This is a genomic window from Pseudomonas sp. FW215-R2, from assembly GCF_058789255.1.
Window position 1 is genome coordinate 199,814 of the sequence record NZ_JBYTBO010000009.1, and the last position, 23,109, is coordinate 222,922.

Below are 23,109 nucleotides of genomic sequence, written 5' to 3' on the forward strand. Positions count from 1 at the left end.
CAAGCCGAATTCAGGCAGGAAACCTCATGACCGACGCGTTCGAACTCCCCAGCACCCTGGTCCAAGCCCTCCAGCGCCGCGCGGCTCTGACGCCGGATCGGCTGGCCTTGCGTTTTCTCGCTGAAACCGAGGAGCAGGCTGTGGTGCTCAGTTACCGCGAACTCGATCAGCGTGCGCGCACCATCGCGGCGGCGTTGCAGGCCGAGGCCGGATTCGGTGATCGCGCGGTGCTGCTGTTTCCGAGCGGCCCGGATTACGTCGCGGCGTTTTTCGGTTGCCTGTACGCGGGCGTGATCGCGGTGCCGGCTTATCCGCCGGAATCGGCCAAGCGTCACCATCAGGAACGCCTGCTGTCGATCATTGCCGACGCCGAACCGCGTCTGCTGCTGACCAGCGCCGACCTGCGCGAGGCCTTGCAGCAAATCGAAGGCGCGCCGCCGCTGTTGTGCGTCGATACCCTCGACGCTTCGCTGGCCGAGCGTTGGGTCGAACCGACCTTGCCGCAAGACCACATCGCCTTCCTGCAATACACCTCCGGCTCCACCGCGCTGCCCAAAGGCGTGCAGGTCAGCCACGGCAATCTGGTGGCCAACGAATTGCTGATTCGCCACGGTTTCGGCATCGACGTGAACCCCGACGACGTGATCGTCAGCTGGCTGCCGCTGTATCACGACATGGGCCTGATCGGCGGTCTGCTGCAGCCGATCTTCAGCGGCGTGCCGTGCATCCTGATGTCGCCGGCGTACTTCCTCGGCCGGCCGTTGCGCTGGCTCGAAGCGATCAGCCAATACGGCGGCACCATCAGCGGCGGGCCGGACTTTGCCTATCGACTGTGCAGCGAGCGGGTCAGCGAATCGGCGCTGGAGCGTCTCGACCTGAGCCGCTGGCGCGTCGCCTATTCCGGCTCCGAACCGATCCGTCTCGACACCCTCGAGCGTTTCGCCGAGAAGTTCACTGCGTGTGGTTTCAGCGAAAACAGTTTCATGGCGTCCTATGGTCTGGCGGAAGCGACCCTGTTCGTCGCCGGCACACCTCGCGGCACGGGCATTCCGGCCCTGCGCGTCGACGATCAAGCCCTGGCCCAGAACCGTGCCGAGCCGGGCGAGGGCAGCCCGATCATGAGTTGCGGCATCAGCCAGCCCGATCATGCGGTGCTGATCGTCGAGCCGACCACGCTGGCAGAGTTGGCCGACAACGCCGTCGGTGAAGTCTGGGCCACCGGCCCGAGCATCGCCCACGGCTACTGGCGCAACCCCGAGGCCAGCGCCAAGACTTTCGTCCAGCACGCCGGCCAGACCTGGCTGCGCACCGGTGACCTGGGCTTCATTCGCGACGGTGAACTGTTCATCACCGGTCGCCTGAAGGACATGCTGATCGTACGCGGTCACAACCTCTACCCGCAGGACATCGAGAAGACGGTCGAGAGCGAAGTGGAGGTGGTGCGCAAGGGCCGCGTCGCCGCGTTCGCGGTCAATCAAAATGGTGAAGAAGGCATCGGCATCGCGGCGGAAATCAGCCGCAGCGTGCAGAAAATCCTCCCGCCCGAAGCGCTGATCAAAGCCATCCGTCAGGCGGTGGCCGAGACTTATCAGGAAGCACCGAGCGTGGTGGTGCTGCTCAATCCGGGTGCGCTGCCGAAGACCTCCAGCGGCAAGCTGCAACGTTCGGCCTGCCGCAATCGTCTGGCTGACGGCAGCCTCGACAGCTATGCGGTGTTCCCATCGGTCTCGACTGAAACCGCTCAGGACTCGACTGCGTCCGACTCCGAACTGGAAGCCCTGATCGGCAAGATCTGGGCCGAGCAACTCAACGTCAAGCACGTCAACGCCGACGATCACTTCTTCCTGCTCGGCGGCAACTCGATCGCCGCAACTCAGGTGATCGCCAAGGTACGCGAAGAACTGAGCCTGGAGCTCAATCTGCGCCTGCTGTTCGAAGCCCCGACCCTGTCTGCGTTCGCCGCTGCCGTGGCGCAACAGCAACAGGACGGCGGCAGCGCCCAGGGCGAAATCACCGCACTGTCGCGCAACGAAGCACTGCCACAATCGCTGGCGCAAAACCGTCTGTGGATCACCTGGCAACTCGATCCGCACAGCAGCGCCTACAACATTCCCGGTGCCCTGCGCCTGCGTGGCGAACTGGACGAAGACGCCCTGCGCGCCAGTTTCCAGCAACTGACCGAACGCCACGAATCCCTGCGCACGCGTTTCTTCGAGCGCGACGGCGTGGCGCTGCAACAGGTCGAAGCGGCGGGTGAGTTCAACCTGCAACTGATCGACATCAGCGATCTGCCGGCCGCCGAGCGTGAGGCACGCGCACAACAGATTCGCGAAGACGAGGCCCGCACCCAGTTCGACCTGGAGAAAGGCCCGCTGCTGTGGGTAACGCTGGTTCGCCTCGACGATGAAGATCACCAGTTGCTGGTGACCATGCACCACATCATCGCCGACGGCTGGTCGCTGAACGTATTGATCGACGAGTTCTCGCGCCTGTATGCCGCCGCTTCCCAAGGCCAGCGTGCCGAACTCGCGCCGCTGCCCACCCAATACGCCGACTATGGCAGTTGGCAGCGCCAGTGGCTGGCGCAAGGCGAGGGCGAGCGGCAATTGGCGTACTGGAAAGCACAGTTGGGTGATGAGCATCCGACGCTGGAACTGGCGACCGACCATCCACGCTCTGCCAAGCAAGTTCACAGCGCCGCACGCCACAGCGTTCGTCTGGGAATCAGCCTCAGCGACGCCATTCGCCAGACCGCCCAGGCCTATCAATCCACGCCGTTCATGTTGCTGCTCTCGGCGTTCCAAAGCCTGTTGCATCGCTACAGCGGCCAGCGCGACATTCGTATCGGTGTGCCGAACGCCAACCGTCCGCGTCTGGAAACCCAGGGCCTGATCGGCTTCTTCATCAACACTCAGGTACTGCGTGCCGACGTCGATTCGCGTCTGCCGTTCACCGAACTGCTGGCGCAAACCCGTCAGGCTGCGCTCGGTGCTCAGGCGAATCAGGACCTGCCGTTCGAACAACTGCTCGAAGCCTTCCCGCAGGCTCGCGAACAAGGTCTGTTCCAGGTCATGTTCAACCACCAGCAACGCGACCTGAGTGCGCTCAAGCGTCTGCCGGGCGTGCTCGCCGAGGAACTGCCGTGGCACAGTCGCGAGGCCAAGTTCGACCTGCAACTGCACAGCGAAGAAGACCGAAATGGTCGTCTGACGCTGTCCTTCGACTATGCCGATGAGCTGTTCGACGCTGCGACCATCGAGCGTCTCGCCGAGCATTTCAGCAACCTGCTGCGCGCTGTCTGCGAGCGCCCGGATCAGGCAATCGGTGACCTGCCACTGCTGACCGCCACCGAACACACTCAGCAAAACGCGTGGAGCGTCGCCCCATGCACGCCGGCTCAGCAATGGCTGCCGGAACTGCTCAACGAACAAGCCCGGCAAATCCCTGATCGCACCGCCCTGATATGGGACGGCGGCAGCCTCGACTTCGCCGAACTGCACGCCCAGGCCAACCGTCTCGCCCATTACCTGCGCGACAAAGGCGTCGGCCCGGACGTGTGCGTGGCCATCGCCGCCGAGCGTTCGCCGCAACTGCTGATCGGCTTGCTGGCAATCATCAAGGCCGGTGGCGCCTACGTGCCGCTGGACCCGGATTACCCGGCCGATCGTCTGGCCTACATGCTCAGCGACAGCGGCGTCGAACTGCTGTTGACCCAGACTGCATTGCTGGATCGTTTGCCGGCCAGCGAAGGCGTCAGCGTAATCGCCATGGATACCCTGCACCTGGAAAACTGGCCGAGCCAGGCACCGGGTCTGCACCTGCACGGCGACAACCTCGCCTACGTGATTTACACCTCCGGCTCCACCGGCCAGCCGAAAGGCGTGGGCAACACTCACGCGGCGCTGGCCGAACGTCTGCAATGGATGCAGAACACCTATCGCCTGAACGACACCGACGTGCTGATGCAAAAGGCGCCGATCAGTTTCGACGTGTCGGTGTGGGAATGCTTCTGGCCGTTGATCACCGGCGCGCGCCTGCTGATCGCTGGCCCCGGTGAACACCGCGATCCGCATCGCATCGCGCAGTTGGTTCAGCAGTACGGCGTGACCACGCTGCACTTCGTGCCGCCGCTGCTTTCACTATTCATCGACGAACCGTTGAGCGCCGAATGCACCAGCCTGCGCCGCGTGTTCTCCGGCGGTGAAGCGCTGCCGGCGGAACTGCGCAACCGCGTGCTGGCGCAACTGCCGGCGGTGCAACTGCACAACCGTTATGGCCCGACTGAAACCGCGATCAACGTCACCCACTGGCATTGCACCGTGGCCGATGGCGAGCGTTCGCCGATTGGCCGTCCGCTGGGCAACGTGGTCTGCCGCGTGCTCGACAACGATCTCAATCCAGTGCCGGCCGGTGTGCCGGGTGAGCTGTGCATCAGCGGTATCGGCCTGGCCCGTGGTTACCTCGGTCGCCCGGCGCTGACCGCCGAACGTTTCGTGGTCGATCCGCTGGGCGAGCAGGGTGCGCGTCTGTACCGCACCGGTGACCGCGCGCGCTGGACCAACGATGGCGTGATCGAATACCTCGGCCGTCTCGATCAGCAGGTGAAACTGCGCGGCTTCCGCGTCGAGCTGGAAGAAATCGAAGCGCGTCTGCTCGCTCAGGAAGGCGTGGCCCAGGCCGCCGTGCTGGTGCGTGAAACCGTCGCCGGCCCGCAATTGATCGGCTACTTCACCGCCACCGATGTCAATGAAGATCAGGACGGGCAAATCGCTCGCCTGAAAACCGCATTGGCCGCCGAACTGCCGGAATATATGGTCCCGGCGCAGCTGATGCGTCTGGACGAAATGCCCCTGAGCCCGAGCGGCAAACTCGACCGTCGCGCCTTGCCTGAGCCGCAATGGCAGGTGCGCGAACACGTCGAACCGGTCACCGAGCTGGAACAACAGATCGCTGCGATCTGGCGCGAAGTGCTGGGCCTGAAACAGGTCGGCCTGCGCGACGACTTCTTCGCCCTCGGCGGTCACTCGCTGCTGGCCACGCAAATCATTTCCCGCACCCGTCAGGCCTGCGACGTCGAATTGCCGCTGCGTGCCTTGTTCGAACACAGCGAGCTCGGTGATTTCGCCGAACAGATCTGCCAGATCCAGGCCAGCGGCCGCACCAACAAACAGCCGCCGATCGACAAGGTTGATCGCAGCAAGCCCGTGCCGTTGTCCTATTCCCAGCAGCGCATGTGGTTCCTCTGGCAGATGGAGCCGGACAGCCCGGCGTACAACGTCGGCGGCATGGCGCGCCTGCGTGGCGTGCTGGATGTCGGGCGTTTCGAAGCAGCGTTGCAAGCGCTGATCCTGCGTCACGAAACGCTGCGCACCACGTTCCCGAGCGTCGACGGCGTGGCCCGTCAGCAAGTGCATGCCGAGACCGGCGTGCGCATGGACTGGAAGGATTTTTCGAAATTCGCCGCTGACGTGCGGGAACAGAAAGTCCAGCAACTGGCCGACGACGAAGCGCACCTGCCGTTCGATCTGGAAACCGGCCCGCTACTGCGCGCTTGCCTGGTCAAGACCGCCGAGCACGAGCATTACTTCGTCCTGACCCTGCACCACATCGTCACTGAAGGCTGGGCGATGGACATCTTCGCCCGGGAACTCAGCGCGCTGTACGAAGCGTTCGTCGATGACCGCGATTCGCCGCTGGAGCCGCTGCCGGTGCAGTACCTCGACTACAGCGTGTGGCAACGCAACTGGCTGGAGTCCGGTGAGCGTCAGCGTCAGCTCGACTACTGGACTGCGCAACTGGGCCGCGAACATCCGCTGCTGGAACTGCCGGGCGACCGTCCGCGTCCGCCGGTGCAAAGTCACCAGGGTGAACTGTTCCGTTTCGACCTCAGCGATGACCTTGCCGCTCGCGTTCGGGCGTTCAACGCGCAGAACGGTCTGACCCTGTTCATGACCATGACCGCCGCACTTGCAACGTTGCTCTATCGCTACAGCGGCCAGACCGATCTACGCATCGGCGCACCGGTGGCCAACCGCATCCGTCCGGAAAGCGAAGGGCTGATCGGTGCGTTCCTCAACACCCAGGTGTTGCGTTGCCAGCTCGACGGCCAGATGTCGGTCGGCGAATTGTTCGAGCAGGTGCGTCACACCGTGATCGAAGGCCAGTCCCATCAGGACCTGCCGTTCGATCATCTTGTTGAAGCGTTGCAGCCACCGCGCAGCGCGGCGTACAACCCGCTGTTCCAGGTGATGTGCAACGTGCAGCGCTGGGAATTCCAGCAGAGCCGCATGCTCGCCGGGATGACTGTCGAATACCTGGCCAACGATGCGCGGGCGACCAAGTTCGACCTCAACCTGGAAGTCACCGACCTCGACCATCGCCTCGGTTGCTGCCTGACTTACAGCACCGACTTGTTCGATGAACCAACCATCGCGCGCATGGCCAGACATTGGCGCAACCTGCTGGAAGCGTTGATCGCCGACCCTCAACAGCGCCTCAGCGAATTGCCATTGCTCGATGCGCCTGAGCAACAACAATTGCTCGACAGCCTTGGCGTCGAGCCGGGCGAGCGTCGTCTCGATCAGTGCATTCATCACCTGTTCGCCGAGCAGGCACTGGCGCGCAAAGATGCGCCGGCCCTGACTTTTGCCGGGCAGACCCTGAGCTACGCCGAACTCGACGCCCGCGCCAATCGTCTGGCCTGGGCCCTGCGCGAGCGCGGTGTCGGCCCGCAAGTGCGGGTCGGTCTGGCGCTGGAGCGTTCGCTGGAAATGGTCGTCGGCCTGTTGGCGATCCTCAAGGCCGGCGGCGCCTACGTGCCGCTGGACCCGGAATACCCACTCGACCGCCTGCATTACATGATCGAAGACAGCCGCGTCGGCCTGCTGCTCAGCGACCGGGCGATGTTCAAAGCCCTCGGCGAACTGCCGTCGAACGTGGCGCGCTGGTGCCTGGAAGACGACAGCGCCGCGCTGGCTGATTACCCGGCCACCGAGCTGCCATTTATCAGCCTGCCGCAGCATCAGGCGTACCTGATCTATACCTCGGGTTCCACCGGCAAACCGAAAGGCGTGGTGGTGTCCCACGGTGAAATCGCCATGCACTGCCAGGCCGTGATCGAACGCTTCGGCATGCGTGCGGACGATTGCGAGCTGCACTTCTATTCGATCAACTTCGACGCCGCCACCGAGCGTCTGCTGGTGCCGCTGCTCAGCGGCGCGCAGGTAGTGCTGCGTGCGCAAGGACAGTGGGACGCGGAAGAAATCTGCAGCCTGATCCGCGAACATCGGATCAATATTCTCGGCTTCACCCCGAGTTACGGCAGCCAGTTGGCGCAGTTCCTCGCGACGCAAAACGACATCCTGCCGGTGCGCATGATCATCACCGGCGGCGAAGCGCTTACCGGCGAACACCTGCAGCGGATTCGTGCAGCGTTCAAACCGAGCCTGTTCTTCAACGCCTATGGCCCGACCGAAACCGTGGTCATGCCGCTGGCCAGCCTTGCACCCGAGGTGCTGGAAGAGGGTGCCGGTAGTGTGCCGATCGGCAGCGTGATCGGAGATCGCGTGGCCTACATCCTCGACGCCGATCTGGCACTGGTGCCGCAAGGCGCGACTGGTGAGTTGTTCGTCGGCGGCGCCGGCCTGGCCCAGGGTTATCACGACCGTGCGGGCATCAGCGCCGAGCGTTTTGTCGCCGACCCGTTTGCCGCCAATGGCGGGCGCATGTATCGCACCGGCGACCTGGTGCGCCAACGCGCCGATGGTCTGGTGGAATACCTCGGGCGGATCGACCATCAGGTGAAGATCCGTGGTTTCCGGATCGAACTGGGCGAAATCGAAACCCGCCTGCTCGATCACGCTTCGATCCGCGAAGCGGTGGTGCTGGCGCTGGATGCGCCGAGCGGCAAGCAACTGGTCGGCTATCTCGTGACTGAGGTCGCAGAGCAAGGCGAAGCCGAGCAGGCCCAACTGCGCGAAGCGCTGAAGGTGCATCTGAAGACGCAACTGCCGGACTACATGGTGCCGACGCATTTGATTCTGTTGGCCAGCATGCCGCTGACCGCCAACGGCAAGCTCGACCGTCGCGCCTTGCCAGCGCCGGATCCGGAGCTCAATCGTCAGGATTACGTGGCGCCAAGCAACGAGCTGGAGCAGACCCTGGCGCAGATCTGGTGCGAAGTGCTCAACGTCGAGCAGGTCGGCCTCAACGACAACTTCTTCGAACTGGGCGGCGACTCGATCCTGTCGATTCAAGTGGTCAGCCGTGCGCGGCAGCAGGGCATTCACTTCAGCCCTCGCGATCTGTTCCAGCACCAGACTGTGCAGACGCTGGCCGCTGTCGCCAGTCGCAGTGAAACCGTGACGGCCGAACAAGGTCTGGTCTCCGGCGAATCGCGTCTGACGCCGATCCAGCACTGGTTCTTCGACACCGAGATTCCCGAGCGTCAACACTGGAACCAGGCGTTGCTGCTGGAACCGACTGTGGCGCTTGAACCGCATCGTCTGGAGCAGGCGTTGCTGGCCGTGATCGAGCAGCATGACGCCTTGCGCCTGCGCTTCACCGAGGCCAACGGCGCATGGCAAGCAACCCATCAACCGGTGACCGATGCCGCGGTGTTGTGGCAAGTGCGCGTGCCGTCGATGGACAAGTGCGCCGCACTGTTCGCCGACGCCCAGCGCAGCCTCGATCTGGAGCAGGGCCCACTGGTGCGTGCCTTGTTGATTGACGGGCCGGAAGGTCAGCAACGACTGTTCATCGCGATCCATCACCTGGTGGTCGACGGTGTGTCGTGGCGCGTCCTGCTCGACGATCTGCAAACCGTGTATCGCCAGCTCGACGCCGATCAGTCGGTGAAACTGCCGGCGAAAACCAGCGCCTTCAAGGACTGGGCGGCACGCTTGCAGGCCTACGCCGGCAGTGAATCCCTGCGTGAAGAACTGAGCTGGTGGCAGGCGCAACTGGCTGGCCCGAATGCCGATTTGCCGTGCGAACGCCCTGAGGGTGGCCGCGAGAATCGCCATGCGCAAACCGTCAGCGTGCGTCTGGATGCAGAAAAAACCAAACAACTGCTGCAACAGGCACCGAGCGCCTATCGCACGCAGGTCAACGACTTGTTGCTGACTGCGCTGGCCCGCGTGCTGTGCCGCTGGAGCGGTCAGCCGTCAGCGCTGATTCAACTGGAAGGCCACGGCCGCGAAACCCTGTTCGACGAAATCGACCTGACCCGCACCGTCGGCTGGTTCACCAGCGCTTATCCGCTGCGCCTGACCCCGCACAACATCGAAGAAGCCGCCGGGCAGGGCGCTTCGATCAAGGCGATCAAGGAACAACTGCGCGCCGTTCCGCACAAAGGCCTCGGTTATGGTGTGCTGCGTTATCTGGCCGATGACGTCAGCCGTCAGAGCATGGCAGCGTTGCCGAACGCACCGATCACCTTCAACTACCTCGGCCAGTTCGACCAGAGTTTCGGCAGCGATGCGCTGTTCCGTCCGCTGGATGAATCGGTCGGTGCCGCCCACGATCCGCACGCACCGTTGCCGAACGAGTTGAGCGTCGACAGTCAGGTGTACGGCGGGGAACTGCTGCTGCGCTGGACCTTCAGCGCCGAACGCTATGACTCGCAAACCATCAACGAGCTGGCCGATGCCTACGTCGGTGAGTTGCAGAGCCTGATCGAACATTGCCTGCAGGACGAGGCCGGTGGTCTGACGCCGTCGGACTTCCCGCTGGCGAAACTGACCCAGGCGCAACTCGACGCACTGCCGGTGCCGGCGGCGCACATTGAAGATGTGTACCCGCTGACCCCGATGCAGGAAGGCATGCTGCTACACACCTTGCTCGAACCGGGCACCGGTCTGTACTACATGCAGGATCGCTATCGCATCAACAGCGAACTCGACCCCGAGCGTTTCGCCCAAGCATGGCAAGCGGTGATCGCCCGTCATGAAGCGCTGCGTGCGTCGTTCTGCTGGAACGTCGGCGAAGACATGCTGCAGGTGATTCATACGCCGGGTCGCACGCCGATCGAGTATCTGGACTGGAGCGCCATCGCTGACGCCGAGCAGGAGCCGAAGCTGCAAGCGCTGCTCAAGGCCGAGCGCGAAGCCGGGTTCGATCTGCTCAATCAGGCACCGTTCCACCTGCGCCTGATCAAGGTTGGCGCGGCGCGCTACTGGTTCATGATGAGTAACCACCACATCCTGATCGATGCCTGGTGTCGCTCGCTGCTGATGAACGATTTCTTCGAGATCTACACCGCTCTGGGCGAAGGTCGCGAAGCGCAATTGGCGGTGCCGCCGCGCTACCGCGATTACATCGGCTGGCTGCAACGCCAGAGCCTGGCCGAGGCGCGTCAGTGGTGGCAGCAGAATCTGCAAGGGTTCGAGCGCACCACGCCGATCCCGAGCGACCGTCCGTTCCTGCGTGAACACGCTGGCGAAAGCGGCGGCATGATCGTCGGCGACCGCTACACCCGCCTCAATGTCGAGGACGGCGCCCGTCTGCGCGAGCTGGCCCAGGCCCATCAACTGACCATCAACACCTTCGCCCAAGCGGCGTGGGCACTGGTGCTGCGACGCATGAGCGGTGATCGCGACGTGCTGTTCGGCGTGACCGTGGCCGGGCGTCCGGTGGAAATGCCTGAGATGCAACGCACCGTCGGCCTGTTCATCAACAGTATCGCGCTGCGGGTGCAGATCCCGGCGGACGATCAGCGGGCCAGTGTGCGTCAGTGGCTGAGCGGTCTGCTCGACAGCAACATGCAGTTGCGCGAGTACGAATACCTGCCGCTGGTGAACATCCAGGAGCAAAGCGAATTGCCGAAGGGCCAGCCGCTGTTCGACAGCCTGTTCGTGTTCGAAAACGCCCCGGTGGAAGTCTCGGTGCTGGACCGGGCGCAGAGCCTCAACGCGACGTCGGATTCGGGCCGTACTCACACCAACTTTCCGTTGACGGCGGTGTGCTACCCGGGTGATGACCTCGGTCTGCACCTGTCTTACGACCAGCGTTACTTCGACGAGTCGACCATCGAGCGCATGCTCGGCGAGTTCAAGCGTCTGTTGCTGGCGCTGGTCGACGGCTTCCATGGCGACATGGCTGACCTGCCGCTGCTGGGCTTTGATGAACAGGACTTCCTGCTCCACGGTTGCAACCAGAGTGAGCACGACTATCCGCTGGAGCAGAGCTACGTCGAGCTGTTCGAAGCACAGGTCGCGCAACATCCGCAACGCATTGCCGTCAGTTGCCTCGATCAGCAGTTGAGCTACGAGCAACTGAACCACAACGCCAACCGTCTCGGCCACGCGTTGGTCGCGGCCGGGGTGCAGATCGATCAACCGGTGGCGTTGCTGGGCGAGCGCAATCTGGATCTGCTGGGCATGATCATCGGCAGCTTCAAGGCCGGTGCCGGTTACCTGCCGCTGGATCCAGGCCTGCCGAGCCAGCGTCTGCAACGCATCATCGAGCTCAGTCGCACGCCGGTGCTGGTGTGCACCGAGGCTTGCCGTGAACAGGCGACGACCTTGCTGGATGAATTCAGCTGCGCCAACCGTCCACGCCTGCTGGTGTGGGAAGAGGTTCAGGCGGGCGCGGTGTCGTCGGCGAATCCGGGCATCTTCAGCGGCCCGGACAACCTGGCCTACGTGATCTACACCTCGGGCTCCACCGGTTTGCCGAAGGGCGTGATGGTCGAGCAGCGCGGCATGCTCAACAACCAGTTGAGCAAGGTGCCGTACCTGAGTCTGAGCGACGCCGATGTAATCGCCCAGACCGCTTCGCAAAGCTTCGACATTTCGGTCTGGCAGTTCCTCGCCGCGCCGCTGTTCGGTGCGCGGGTGGACATCGTGCCGAACACCATCGCCCACGATCCGCAAGGTTTGTTGGTGCATGTGCAACAGCAGGGCATCACCGTGCTGGAAAGTGTGCCGTCGCTGATCCAGGGCATGCTCGCTTCGGATCGCTTGAGCCTCGACGGTCTGCGCTGGATGTTGCCGACCGGTGAAGCAATGCCGCCGGAACTGGCGCACCAGTGGCTGCTGCGTTATCCGGAGATCGGTCTGGTCAACGCCTATGGCCCGGCGGAGTGCTCAGACGACGTGGCGTTCTTCCGCGTCGACCTGGCCTCGACTCGTGGCAGTTATCTGCCGATCGGTACGCCGACCGACAACAACTTGCTGTACCTGCTCGATGGCGCGCTGGATCTGGTGCCACTGGGTGCGGTGGGTGAGTTGTGCGTGGCCGGCACCGGTGTCGGTCGTGGTTATGTCAGCGATCCGCTGCGCACCGCGCCGGTGTTCGTGCCGAATCCGTTCGGTGCGCCGGGCGAGCGTCTGTATCGCACCGGTGACCTGGCGCGCCGTCGCAGCGACGGGGTGCTGGAATACGTCGGCCGGGTCGACCATCAGGTGAAGATTCGCGGTTACCGGATCGAGCTGGGTGAAATCGAGGCGCGTCTGCACGAGCAACCGGAAGTCCGTGACGGGGCGGTCGGCGTGCAGGAAGGCGTCAACGGCAAGCATCTGGTCGGCTACCTTGTGGCCGCAGATTCCGCACTGAATCAGAGCGAACGGCTGGAGCGGATCAAGCAGCGCCTGCGCGCCGAACTGCCGGAATACATGGTGCCGCTGCACTGGTTGTGGCTCGACCGGTTGCCGCTCAACGCCAACGGCAAACTCGACCGCAAGGCCTTGCCGGCGCTGGAGATCGGCCAGTTGCAGAGCCAGGATTACCTGGCGCCGCGCAGCGATCTGGAGCAGACCCTGGCCGATATATGGGCCGAGGTGCTGAAGGTCGAGAAGGTCGGGGTCCGCGACAACTTCTTCGAACTCGGTGGCCACTCGCTGCTCGCCACACAAATCGCCTCGCGAGTGCAGAAAACCTTGCAACGGGATGTGCCGCTGCGAGCGATGTTCGAGTGCAGCACGGTGGAGGAACTGGCCGAGTACATCGAAGGGCTGGCGGCCAGTGACATTACCGAAGAGAAGGTGGATCGGTTGAATGATCTGATGGCGGCGCTGGAAGGTTTGTAGTCTTCAGCGCCTGTGCGTTCAACACATTTCAACCGGTACATTCACGTACATTTCCAAGGTTGACGATCGAGAACCGGCAGCTCAGGCTGCCGGTTCTCTTTTTTTTGTCGCGGGGGTAGTCGATGCCTTTCTTCACGGTGGACGGACAAGCACTTCATTACATTGATCAAGGCACAGGCCCGGCGGTGTTGCTGGCCGGCAGCTACCTGTGGGATCAGGCCATGTGGTCACCGCAGATCGCTGCGTTGTCGCCTCACTATCGGGTGATTGCGCTGGATCTGTGGGGCCATGGTGAATCGGGGCGTTTGCCTGAAGGCACCACATCACTGGATGACATCGCACGCCAGGCGCTGGCCTTGCTCGATCATCTGGACATCGACCGGGTGACGCTGGTCGGGTTGTCGGTCGGCGGCATGTGGGGCGTTCGCCTCGCTCTGTCGGCACCGCAGCGGCTCAACGGTCTGGTACTGATGGACACCTACGTCGGCGTCGAGCCGGAACCGACCCGTCAGTATTACTTTTCCCTGTTCAAGCAGATCGAAGAAAGCGGCGAGATCTCCGAGCAGTTGCTCGATATCGTGGTGCCGATCTTCTTCCGTCCGGGCATCGATCCGCAGTCGGCGTTGTATCAGGATTTCCGCGCAAAACTCGCGGGTTATTCCGCTGATCGCCTGCGTCAAAGCATCGTGCCGATGGGGCGCATCACCTTTGGCCGCGATGACCTGTTGCCGCGTCTGGGCGAGCTGAATGCGGCGACCACACTGGTGGTCTGCGGCGATCAGGACAAACCCCGTCCACCGTCGGAAGCACAGGAAATGGCCGAGCTGATCGGCTGCCCGAGTGTGCTGGTGCCCGAGGCCGGGCATATCTCCAATCTGGAGAATCCGGAGTTTGTGACGGAGGTGTTGTTCAGTTTTTTGAGTGAGCGCAATCGAAATACGCTGTAATTGCGCACGGAATTTCATTTAAGGGACTGGCGTGAAGCAATTCTTCTGGCGCGATCTTGAAGATCTGCAAGGACAATGGGGTGGGCTGAGCATCGAGATCAGTGGCCCCCCTCAGGGCAAACCACAACTGCATCTGCGGACGGGCAACAATGCTCGCCTGAAACTGATGTTCAACGAGACCCCTTTGCTTTGGGGGACGATGGCGACTTCGTATTACGGTGCCTGGCTGGTGCGCAATCCGTTGCCGATGCAATGGGAGTCGCCACTCGTTCCGGCCATTGACTCGGCGCAGGTCGAACACCACCGCCATTTGCCCGCTGGGGAGCGAATGAAAGCCTGGAGCCGATACTTCATCAACCAATTGATGGAGCATCAGGCAGACTTTCTTTATCCCGGGCACTGGGTGGCACGGCCCATGATGCCTGTGGCCGTGCGAAGCCAACGCGGCGAAGGTGTGAGCAACTGGTATTTCTCGACAGAGCAAGAGATGACCAGTCATTTACCGAGATGGTCAGCTCGTGGCGACGGCATTCTCGACAATCTTCAGCCACGACCGGTGGAGTGGCTCGACTGGGATCTGGGCAATCTGATCGGTCTGCACACGGTCGATCCGTATGCCGGGCGTATGAAGTGGTGGCGCAAGAAGGCGAGAGAGGACAGCCTGCCCCCTGTCTTGCTGTGGTATGTCGGCGCGTTGTGTTCTTACGTGATTATCGACGGTCACTATCGATTGCAGGCCGCACTGGCTGAAAACGTCAAACCGACGTTTATCGTTTTGAGTTCAACTAAAACCTACCCCCTCACACCAAATCCCGACACTCAACAGCGGGTGTTCAATTCCCTGATGCTGCAAAGCGAAAGGAATCCGGGATTTGATGTGCGAACCTTGAACCAGGCGTTGATCAACAACTTCGATGATCGGCCCTGCCATTCGGCAAAAACCCATGCCTGGGCCGGCACCGTATCGGACACGGAGTGGTCGCAAGAGGTGACGCAGTTTTTGCTCGAGCGCGAAGCGACAGACGAACTGGATGACATCCTTGACCGGTGTCAACCGAGTGAGTGGTGACGGCTCCGGCAGTGTTTGCCGGAGCCGCCAATCGTTACTTCGGCCCGAGAATCTTCGCCAGCTTGTCCGGCGTCGGCGCGCCTTGCTGTTGTTGCAGTTCACCCTTGTCGTCCATGTAGAAGATCGCCGGGGTGGCCTGTAATTCCAGGTCCTCCATCAACTGCATGTTCGCTGCGAGTTTGGTCTGCACGGCGGCCGGAATGTTCTTCAAGGCCTTGAGCGTGCTGGCTGTGCCGGCCTTTTCGTGGTCTTCAAGGGCCTTGGCCGGGTCTTTGGCGGCCAGCAGCGCGGCGGATTTGGCCGGGCTGTCTTCGCGGATGATGCCGACCATGATGTGACGCAACTGCACCTTGCCGGCCTTGACCCATGGACGGGCCTGTTCCCAGAACATGTTGCAGTACGGGCAGTTCGGGTCGCTGAACAGGTACACCGTGCGCGGTGCATCCTTGTTGCCGTCCTGAATCCAGTTGCTGGCCTCGAACTTGGCCCAGACTTCCTTGGCCATTGGCGCGTAGACAAGTTTTTGCAGCGGTGCGCTGCTCAGGTCGTTGCCGTCGGCGTCGTACAGATTGCCCAGCAGCACGTGCTTGCCGTCCGGCGTCAGGTACAGCGCCATGCCCCGGTTCTGGTATTGCGCGGCGTAGCCACGCAGGCCGTCGGGCGCGTCGAACTGGCCGACGATTTTTGCGCCCTTGGCTTCGATCTTCTTGATCGCGTCAGGCAATTTTTCAGCGGCCTGCACCGACGGCAAGTGCAGCAGGGCAGCGCCCAGAGTCAGCGTCAGCAGGTGGCGGAGGCGGGGCATGGCAGTTTCCTTGCAGAGGTGGCCGGTGCGGCGTTCGTATTCGGATTGGGGATGTCGAAGTTTTCCAGGGCACGAGCCAGACTGGCGTTCGACAACTCGCCCAGATGACTGGCCAGCAATTGACCGTCGGGGCTGTAGAACAGCGTAGTCGGCAATGCCATGGAACCCACGGCCTGGCCCAGATGACCGCTACGGTCGAACAGCACGTTGTTCAGGCTCAGGCCCTGGGTCTCGAGGAAGGTCGCGACGCTTTGCATGCTTTCGGCCTGATTGACGAACAGGAACGTCAGGTCCGGGCGTTGCTGCTGGGCGTTTTCCAGCACCGGCATTTCGCGGCGGCATGGCGGGCACCAGGTGGCCCACAGGTTGATCACCAGCGGGCCGCCCTGATAGTCGGCGAGTTTCACGGTTTCCCCGGCGGCGTTGCGCAGGGTGATGTCCGGCAGACGTGTGCCTTGCTCGTAGAGGCTCAGCGACAGGGTGGCCAGCAACCAGAATGCCACGCCACTGACCACGCCGAACCCCAACGGTCGACGCAAACCCGGCCGCCGCCAGCCGCGATACAGCGCTGCCAGCAGCAATACGATCACCCCCGGCCAAGCGAGAAAACCACCGTCGCGCAGGTCGATGATCTGCCACGGATCGTTGCGGTAATGTCCCCAGTACACGGCAACAAACGCGACGCGCGCAGCGAGCATTCCGAGCAGGAACAGGCTGAACAGCGCCGACTCGGGGTTATCGCCACCGCGCTTGGCCACCCGCCAGCCGACGAAGGTCGCCAGCGCCAGGGCGCTGATCAGCAACAGGTGGTTAAGCGCAATGGCAAAGGTGCCGAGGGTGAAAGTCAGCATTAACGGGCGTCTCGGGTGGTGGTCCAGTGTTGCAGGAAAGTGTCGGCATCGACTTCGCCGGTGATGCGCTGGCTGCGGCGCTCTTCACCGTCGGCACCGATCCACACAAAACTCGGTGGCCCTGGCACTTTGTAGCGGCCGAGCAGTTCGCGGCTGGCGGCATTGTCATCAGTGACGTCGAGGCGCAGCAAACGCACTTCGCTCAGGGCCTGCAGTACCCGCGCCTGGCCAAATACCTTTTTCTCCATGACTTTGCACGACGTGCACCAGTCGGCGTAGTAATCGAGCAGCACCCATTGGCCCTGAGCCTTGGCGGTGTCGAGTTCGCGCTGCAGCGCGGCTGGGTCCTTGATCGTAATGAATGCTTCGTGACCGTTGGGGGCAACCGTGCCGGTGCGTCCGGCGCTGTAGACCTGCAACGGCTGGAACGGATCATCGCTGCCACCCGCTGCACCCACGACCAGCAAACTGCCCCACAGTCCCAGCAGCAGCGAGCTGGCACCGAACAACTGGGCGACCCGGCCGAAGCCTTCGGACTGTTTCCAGGCGCTGTAGGCCGCGATCAGCAGCAATGCACCGCACAGCGCAAGCCAGAGTGACGGGTCCAGTACCGGACGCAGCATCAGCACCGCCGTGCCGAGGAACAGGAAACCGAATATGCCTTTGAGCAGGTTCATCCACGCGCCGGGTTTCGGCAGGAAACGATTGCCGACTGTCACCAGCACCAACAGCGGGATGCCGATACCGATGCCGAGGGCAAACAGGATCAAGCCACCGTGCAGCGCATTGCCGCTTTGCGCGATGTAGAGCAGAGCACCGGCCAGCGGCGCGGTCATGCACGGCCCGACCAGCAGGCCGGACAGCGCACCGAGTACACCGGCGCCAACCAGGCTGCCGCCGCTGCGACTGCGCGAGGCGTGCTCCAGTCGATCACGCAGTGCGACCGGCAATTGCAGTTCAAAGAAGCCGAACATCGGCAGTGCCAGAATCACGAACACCACTGCGAACGTCCCGAGCAGCCACGGGTTTTGCAACCACGCCTGAAGGTTCGCTCCCAACAGGGACGCGATGACGCCCATTGCCGCATACACCAGCGCCATGCAAACCACATAGCTGCTGGCCAGCGCAAAACCACGACGTGGCGTGGCACCGCTGCCAACCACCATACCGGCCAGAATCGGCAACATCGGCAACGAGCACGGCGCAAAGGCCAGCAACAGGCCGAGACCGAAGAACACCAGCAGGCTCCAGCCCAGCGAGTGCTGTTGCAGGCCGCTGGCCAGCGCTTGATCCTGCGCCTCATCCGTCGCCGCAGCGGCCGCTTTGCCACCGAGGTCGATCACGCGAGTCTGTGGTGGATAGCACAGGCCGGCATCGGCGCAGCCCTGATAACTGACCTTGATCTGGCCTTTGGCTGCTGCCGGGATTTTCAGTTCGAGGCCCTGGCGATAGACCGGTTGCTCGCCGAAATACTCGTCACTGTGGGATTCGCCTTCGGGCAGCGCTGGGGCGTTTTCCGCCGCCAGTCCGTCGAATTTCAGGCGTTTCTGATACAGGTAGTAACCGTCGGCGATTTGCCAGAACAGTTGGGTTTCGCCGGAATCCAGACGTTCGGACGTCAGCACGAAGGCCTTGTCGACCGGGAGAAATTCCGGTTTTGTCGCAAAGGGATCGTTCCCTGCCTGGGCCAGACCCGAAATCAACAGTGCAAACAATAAAAAAATATGACGCATGGAGGAGCCTTGTCCCTGTGCAAGTGATGAGCACAATGGGCGGCGGCGATTAACCGATGATTAACCGCGGCACCCTTGTCGCTGTGGCGTTCGGGGCATAATGTCAGCTTAATCGGCCAACCGCCTAATCGGCATTTTTCTACGGGACTCACCATGCACGTACTGGTTTGCGAAGACGATGAGTTGATCGCCAGTGGCATCGTCGCCGGGCTGACGGCCCAGGGCTTGACGGTCGAACACGTCAACACCGCCTCCAAGGCGCGGGCGATCCTCAAGGTTGCCGAATTCGACGTGATGGTGCTCGACCTCGGTTTGCCGGACGAAGATGGTCTCAAGCTGCTGCAACAGCTGCGTCAGCAAGGCCTGGAAATTCCAGTGCTGATCCTCACTGCGCGGGACTCGGTCACCGACCGGGTCGACGGCTTGCAGTCCGGCGCCGACGATTACCTGCTCAAGCCTTTCGATTTGCGCGAACTGTTCGCTCGTCTGCAAACCCTGCTGCGCCGAGTGGCCGGGCGCAGCGTCAACCTGATCGAGCATGGCGCGCTGACCTACGACCCGAGCAGCCGCGAAACCACCCTGGCGGGCCGTTCGGTGGACCTGTCCCGTCGCGAACAATCCCTGCTGCAAGCCTTGCTGCACAACCGTGGCCGGGTGCTGTCCACCGAGCAATTGAAGGACAGCGTCTACGGGTTCAACGATGAACTGGAAAGCAACGCGCTCAACGTGCACATCCACCACCTGCGCAGCAAACTCGGCAAGGGCATCGTCGAAACCGTACGTGGTCTGGGCTATCGCCTGGGCCCGGCCGATGGTGGAGAACCTGACAAGTGATGAGTCTGCGCCTGCGCCTGAGCCTGACCCTCGGCGCCGCATTCGCGCTGATCTGGGCCTTGGCGGCGGCCTGGATGCTCAGCGACCTGCGCAACCAGATGATGTTTTCCCTCGACCAGCGGCTGGTGGCTTCGGCGCGGATGGTCGCCGGGTTGCTGGAGCAATTGCCGGCGATACCGAGCAAAGGCGAGGGCACTCACTTCAGCGCCGAACAACTGAACATTCCCGGCGGCATGGCCTGCCAGGTCAGCTCGTTGCGCGGCGAAATCCTCGCCCGCAGCCACAACAATCCGGAACAGGCACTGGAAGCCCAGAAAATGGGCTTCCATGACCAGATGATCGACGGCGCACCCTGGCGCACCTTCACCCTGGCCCGGGGCGATGTGCGCATCACCACCGCTGACCGGGTGATCGAGCGTGAAGCCTTGAACATGTCGATCCTGCTGGCGGCTTCGGTGCCGGTGGGTGTGGCGCTGCTTGGCTGCCTGTGCCTGCTGTGGCTGGGGATCGGTCAGGGGCTGGCGCCGCTCAATCGCTTGCGCGAAGCCTTGATGCGGCGCAATGCCGACTCGCTCGAACCGTTGCAGTTGCAATCGTTCCCCAGCGAACTGAAACCGCTGCTTGAAACTCAGAACCAACTGTTCCAGCGCATCGGCAAGACTATCGAGCGCGAGCGTCGCCTGACCGGTGACGCCGCCCATGAACTGCGCAGCCCGCTGACGGCGATCAAGACCCACCTGCAAGTGGCGCGCATGACCGAAGGCAGTGCCCGCGATCAGTCCCTGGCCCGGGCCGAGGAGGGCGCCGATCGCTTGCACCGGACCCTGGAGCAATTGCTGTTGCTGGCCCGGGTCGAGGGCAGTCTGTCGTTCGACGACGGCGTGCAGTGCAGCGCCGAGCAAGTGGCGAAACTGGCGATTCAGGACTCTGCCAGCGGCGAGCGTCAACGGATCAAACTGCATCTGCCCGAAAAGTTGTCCGGCGCGCCTCTGCAAATGCCGGCAGTGTTGTCGATCGCGGCCTTGCGCAATCTGCTCGATAACGCCCTGCGCCATACCCCGACGGAAGGCGCCGTGGAGCTGAGCCTGGAAACCACCGGCAACCGTGTGCGCTTCGTCGTGCGCGACCATGGGCCGGGGATTGCGCCGGACGATCTGCAACACCTGACCCAACGCTTCTGGCGCAACGGCCAGAGCACCGGCTGCGGGCTCGGGCTGGCGATTGTCCAGGCAATTGTCCAACGCTGTGCCTGCACCCTGCATTTCGACAGTCGCCCGGATGGCTTGCGGGTCGAGCTGACCATGCCGCTGCAACCGGCCTGAGCCCGGCACATCAAATGTAACCTCTCTCCATTGGTCATCGGCCGGCCACGACGCTATTGTCGCCCCAGCCTTTGACTCAATGGATTGAGGGAAACAGCGCCATGGATGCATCCATCTACATTTGCCCGGCCACCCCGGCCGATGCCGGCATCATCAGCCGCATCATCGAGCGTTCGATCCGCGTCGGTTGTGCGCTCGACCATCGTAACGACCCCCACCTTGTCGATGCCTGGATCCGCCAGCAATCGCCGGAACACATCAGTGCCTGGCTCACCGATCCACAGCGTTATCTGAACATCGCCCTGATGCAGGGCCGACCGGTGGGCGTCGGCATGGCGCTGGCCGACGGCGATGTCACCCTTTGTCATGTGCAGCCGGAATGGTTTCGCCGGGGCGTCGGCCGGGCTCTGATGGCTGACCTTGAAGGCTGGCTGCTGACTCGCGGCAGCCCCCGTTCCGTGCTCACCAGCACCCGCACCGGTGAAGCCTTTTATCGGCGTCTGGGGTATCGCGAATCGGCGCCGCCGCTCATTCGCCACGGCATGCGCAGCCTGCCGATGCACAAGTCGCTGCCGCTGTCGGCATGACAACTCGCTCAAGGGTGTAAATCCTTGAGGGGTTGGTGCGTTTCCAGAACAGGAAAACCTGCATGTGCGCCCCACGACCGGAACGCGCACCTGTGCGGTGTGCAGTTTTGGTCACTATCCATAGCGAATTGAGGGGTCGAGAGATGTCAGTCGCCACCAGCCTTATCGAAGAGTCGTCGGCCCGGATCGCCTCCGCGCCGGCGGAAACGCTGTATCAGTTCAATGAATCGCCGCTGCTGGCCCGCCAGAGCCAGCAGGAATCCAATGCCCGCAGCTACCCGCGGCGCATTCCCCTGGCGCTGAAGCGTGCCAAGGGGCTGTATGTCGAAGACGTTGAAGGCCGCACCTTCATCGATTGCCTGGCCGGTGCCGGCACCCTGGCGCTGGGGCACAACCATCCGGTGGTGATCGAGGCCATCCAGCAGGTGCTGGCCGATGAGCTGCCGCTGCACACCCTCGACCTGACCACGCCGGTGAAGGATCAATTTGTTCAGGACCTGTTCGGGTTGCTGCCGCCAGCCTTGGCCAAGGAAGCGAAAATCCAGTTCTGCGGCCCGACCGGCACCGACGCCGTGGAAGCCGCGCTGAAACTGGTACGTACCGCCACCGGACGCAGCACCGTGCTGTCGTTCTCCGGCGGTTACCACGGCATGAGTCAGGGCGCGTTGAGCCTGATGGGCAGCCTTGGTCCGAAAAAACCGTTGGGCGCGCTGCTCAGCAACGGCGTGCAATTCATGCCGTTCCCGTACGACTACCGTTGCCCGTTCGGCCTCGGTGGCGCGGCGGGTGTGAAGGCCAACCTGAGTTACCTGGAGAACCTGCTCAACGACCCGGAGGCCGGTGTGCAATTGCCGGCGGCGGTGATCGTCGAGGCGGTGCAGGGCGAGGGCGGTGTGATTCCGGCGGACATCGAGTGGCTGCGCGGTCTGCGTCGCATCACCGAAAAGGCGGGTGTTGCACTGATCGTCGACGAGATCCAGAGCGGTTTCGCCCGCACCGGCAAGATGTTCGCCTTCGAGCACGCCGGCATCACCCCGGACGTGGTCGTGCTGTCCAAAGCCATCGGCGGCAGCCTGCCGCTGGCGGTGGTGGTTTACCGCGACTGGCTCGACACCTGGCAGCCGGGCGCTCATGCCGGCACCTTCCGTGGCAACCAGATGGCGATGGCCGCCGGTTCCGCGGTGATGCGTTACCTGGTCGAGCACAAGGTCTGCGAACACGCCGCCGCCATGGGCGAACGCCTGAGCGAGCACCTGCGCATCCTGCAGCGTGACTTCCCGCAACTGGGCGACATTCGTGGTCGTGGCCTGATGCTCGGTGTCGAGCTGGTCGATCCGAACGGTGCGCCGGACGCGCTGGGCCATCCACCGGCCTTCGCCCGTCTGGCGCCGCTGGTGCAGCGCGAATGCCTCAAGCGTGGCCTGATTCTGGAATTGGGCGGGCGCCATGGCGCAGTGGTGCGCTTCCTGCCGCCACTGGTGATCACCGCCGCCGAAATCGACCGCGTCGCCGAGATCTTCGGTCGTGCACTGAGCGCCGCGACCGCTGCCCTGTAAATTTTTCGCCGCGCCGAACGTTCCTTCTACATACCCGGCTGCACCCACCGTGCAGCCCACCCCTACAACGATGGAGACACAGCATGACGTCAGTATTCGACCGCGAGGACATCCTCTTTCAGGTCGTGGTCAACCACGAAGAGCAGTACTCGATCTGGCCGGATTACAAGGCCATCCCGGAAGGCTGGCGCACCGTGGGCAAGAGCGGCCTGAAAAAGGAATGCCTGGCCTACATCGAAGAAACCTGGACTGACATGCGTCCGCTGAGCCTGCGCCAGAAGATGGAAGCGCAAGCGGCTGCACAGTAAGTCACCGGCCAAAAAGAAACCCGCTGGACTGGAAACAGTCAGCGGGTTTTTTCATGTCCGGAGGAACGG

The 23,109-nt window shown here is 63.0% G+C and carries 11 protein-coding genes; 8 read left to right on the top strand and 3 right to left on the bottom strand.

The features are described 5' to 3' along the window. Positions 1 to 26 precede the first annotated feature (26 nt). The 3 genes from AC3WRD_RS15000 (at position 27) to AC3WRD_RS15010 (ending at position 15,044) form a co-directional block, all read left to right on the top strand. Positions 27 to 13,028, top strand: coding sequence for a non-ribosomal peptide synthetase (locus AC3WRD_RS15000; protein WP_102620424.1), 13,002 nt, complete (start codon positions 27 to 29; stop codon positions 13,026 to 13,028). Between the two features lie 122 nt (positions 13,029 to 13,150). After that, entirely contained in the window at positions 13,151 to 13,975 is an 825-nt protein-coding gene (locus AC3WRD_RS15005) for an alpha/beta fold hydrolase (RefSeq protein WP_102620423.1), read from the top strand. A 31-nt stretch (positions 13,976 to 14,006) separates the two neighbouring features. Beyond that, positions 14,007 to 15,044: a hypothetical protein gene (locus AC3WRD_RS15010; RefSeq protein WP_102620422.1), complete on the top strand. Its 1,038-nt coding sequence runs from the start codon at positions 14,007 to 14,009 to the stop codon at positions 15,042 to 15,044. A 34-nt stretch (positions 15,045 to 15,078) separates the two neighbouring features. Here the strand turns inward: AC3WRD_RS15010 and dsbG are convergent, their stop codons facing one another. The 3 genes from dsbG to dsbD are packed head-to-tail and all read right to left on the bottom strand — an operon-like array spanning position 15,079 to position 18,433. Then, complete coding sequence (gene dsbG, locus AC3WRD_RS15015) at positions 15,079 to 15,849, bottom strand: thiol:disulfide interchange protein DsbG (protein WP_102620421.1); 771 nt, start codon at positions 15,847 to 15,849, stop codon at positions 15,079 to 15,081. Then, complete coding sequence (locus tag AC3WRD_RS15020) at positions 15,825 to 16,700, bottom strand: TlpA disulfide reductase family protein (protein WP_102620420.1); 876 nt, start codon at positions 16,698 to 16,700, stop codon at positions 15,825 to 15,827. Before AC3WRD_RS15020 ends, dsbG begins: the two co-directional genes overlap by 25 nt. Beyond that, positions 16,700 to 18,433: a protein-disulfide reductase DsbD gene (dsbD, locus tag AC3WRD_RS15025; protein WP_102620419.1), complete on the bottom strand. Its 1,734-nt coding sequence runs from the start codon at positions 18,431 to 18,433 to the stop codon at positions 16,700 to 16,702. Before dsbD ends, AC3WRD_RS15020 begins: the two co-directional genes overlap by 1 nt. A gap of 153 nt (positions 18,434 to 18,586) precedes the next feature. Here dsbD and AC3WRD_RS15030 point away from each other — a divergent pair, with 153 nt between their 5' ends. From AC3WRD_RS15030 to AC3WRD_RS15050, 5 genes are all read left to right on the top strand, one after another. Continuing rightward, positions 18,587 to 19,267, top strand: a complete 681-nt coding sequence (locus AC3WRD_RS15030; protein WP_085607085.1) for a response regulator — start codon at positions 18,587 to 18,589, stop codon at positions 19,265 to 19,267. Then, positions 19,267 to 20,589: an ATP-binding protein gene (locus AC3WRD_RS15035; RefSeq protein ID WP_096821118.1), complete on the top strand. Its 1,323-nt coding sequence runs from the start codon at positions 19,267 to 19,269 to the stop codon at positions 20,587 to 20,589. Before AC3WRD_RS15030 ends, AC3WRD_RS15035 begins: the two co-directional genes overlap by 1 nt. A 101-nt stretch (positions 20,590 to 20,690) precedes the next feature. After that, on the top strand, positions 20,691 to 21,176 hold the full coding sequence (locus AC3WRD_RS15040; protein WP_102620418.1) for a GNAT family N-acetyltransferase: 486 nt from the start codon (positions 20,691 to 20,693) through the stop codon (positions 21,174 to 21,176). Positions 21,177 to 21,319: 143 nt separating this feature from the next. Further along, the gene (locus tag AC3WRD_RS15045) at positions 21,320 to 22,732 is read left to right on the top strand and encodes an aspartate aminotransferase family protein (RefSeq protein WP_102620417.1); all 1,413 of its coding nucleotides are present in this window, start codon (positions 21,320 to 21,322) and stop codon (positions 22,730 to 22,732) included. A gap of 83 nt (positions 22,733 to 22,815) precedes the next feature. Next, positions 22,816 to 23,040: an MbtH family protein gene (locus AC3WRD_RS15050; protein ID WP_085730638.1), complete on the top strand. Its 225-nt coding sequence runs from the start codon at positions 22,816 to 22,818 to the stop codon at positions 23,038 to 23,040. The last annotated feature ends 69 nt before the right edge of the window (positions 23,041 to 23,109 follow it).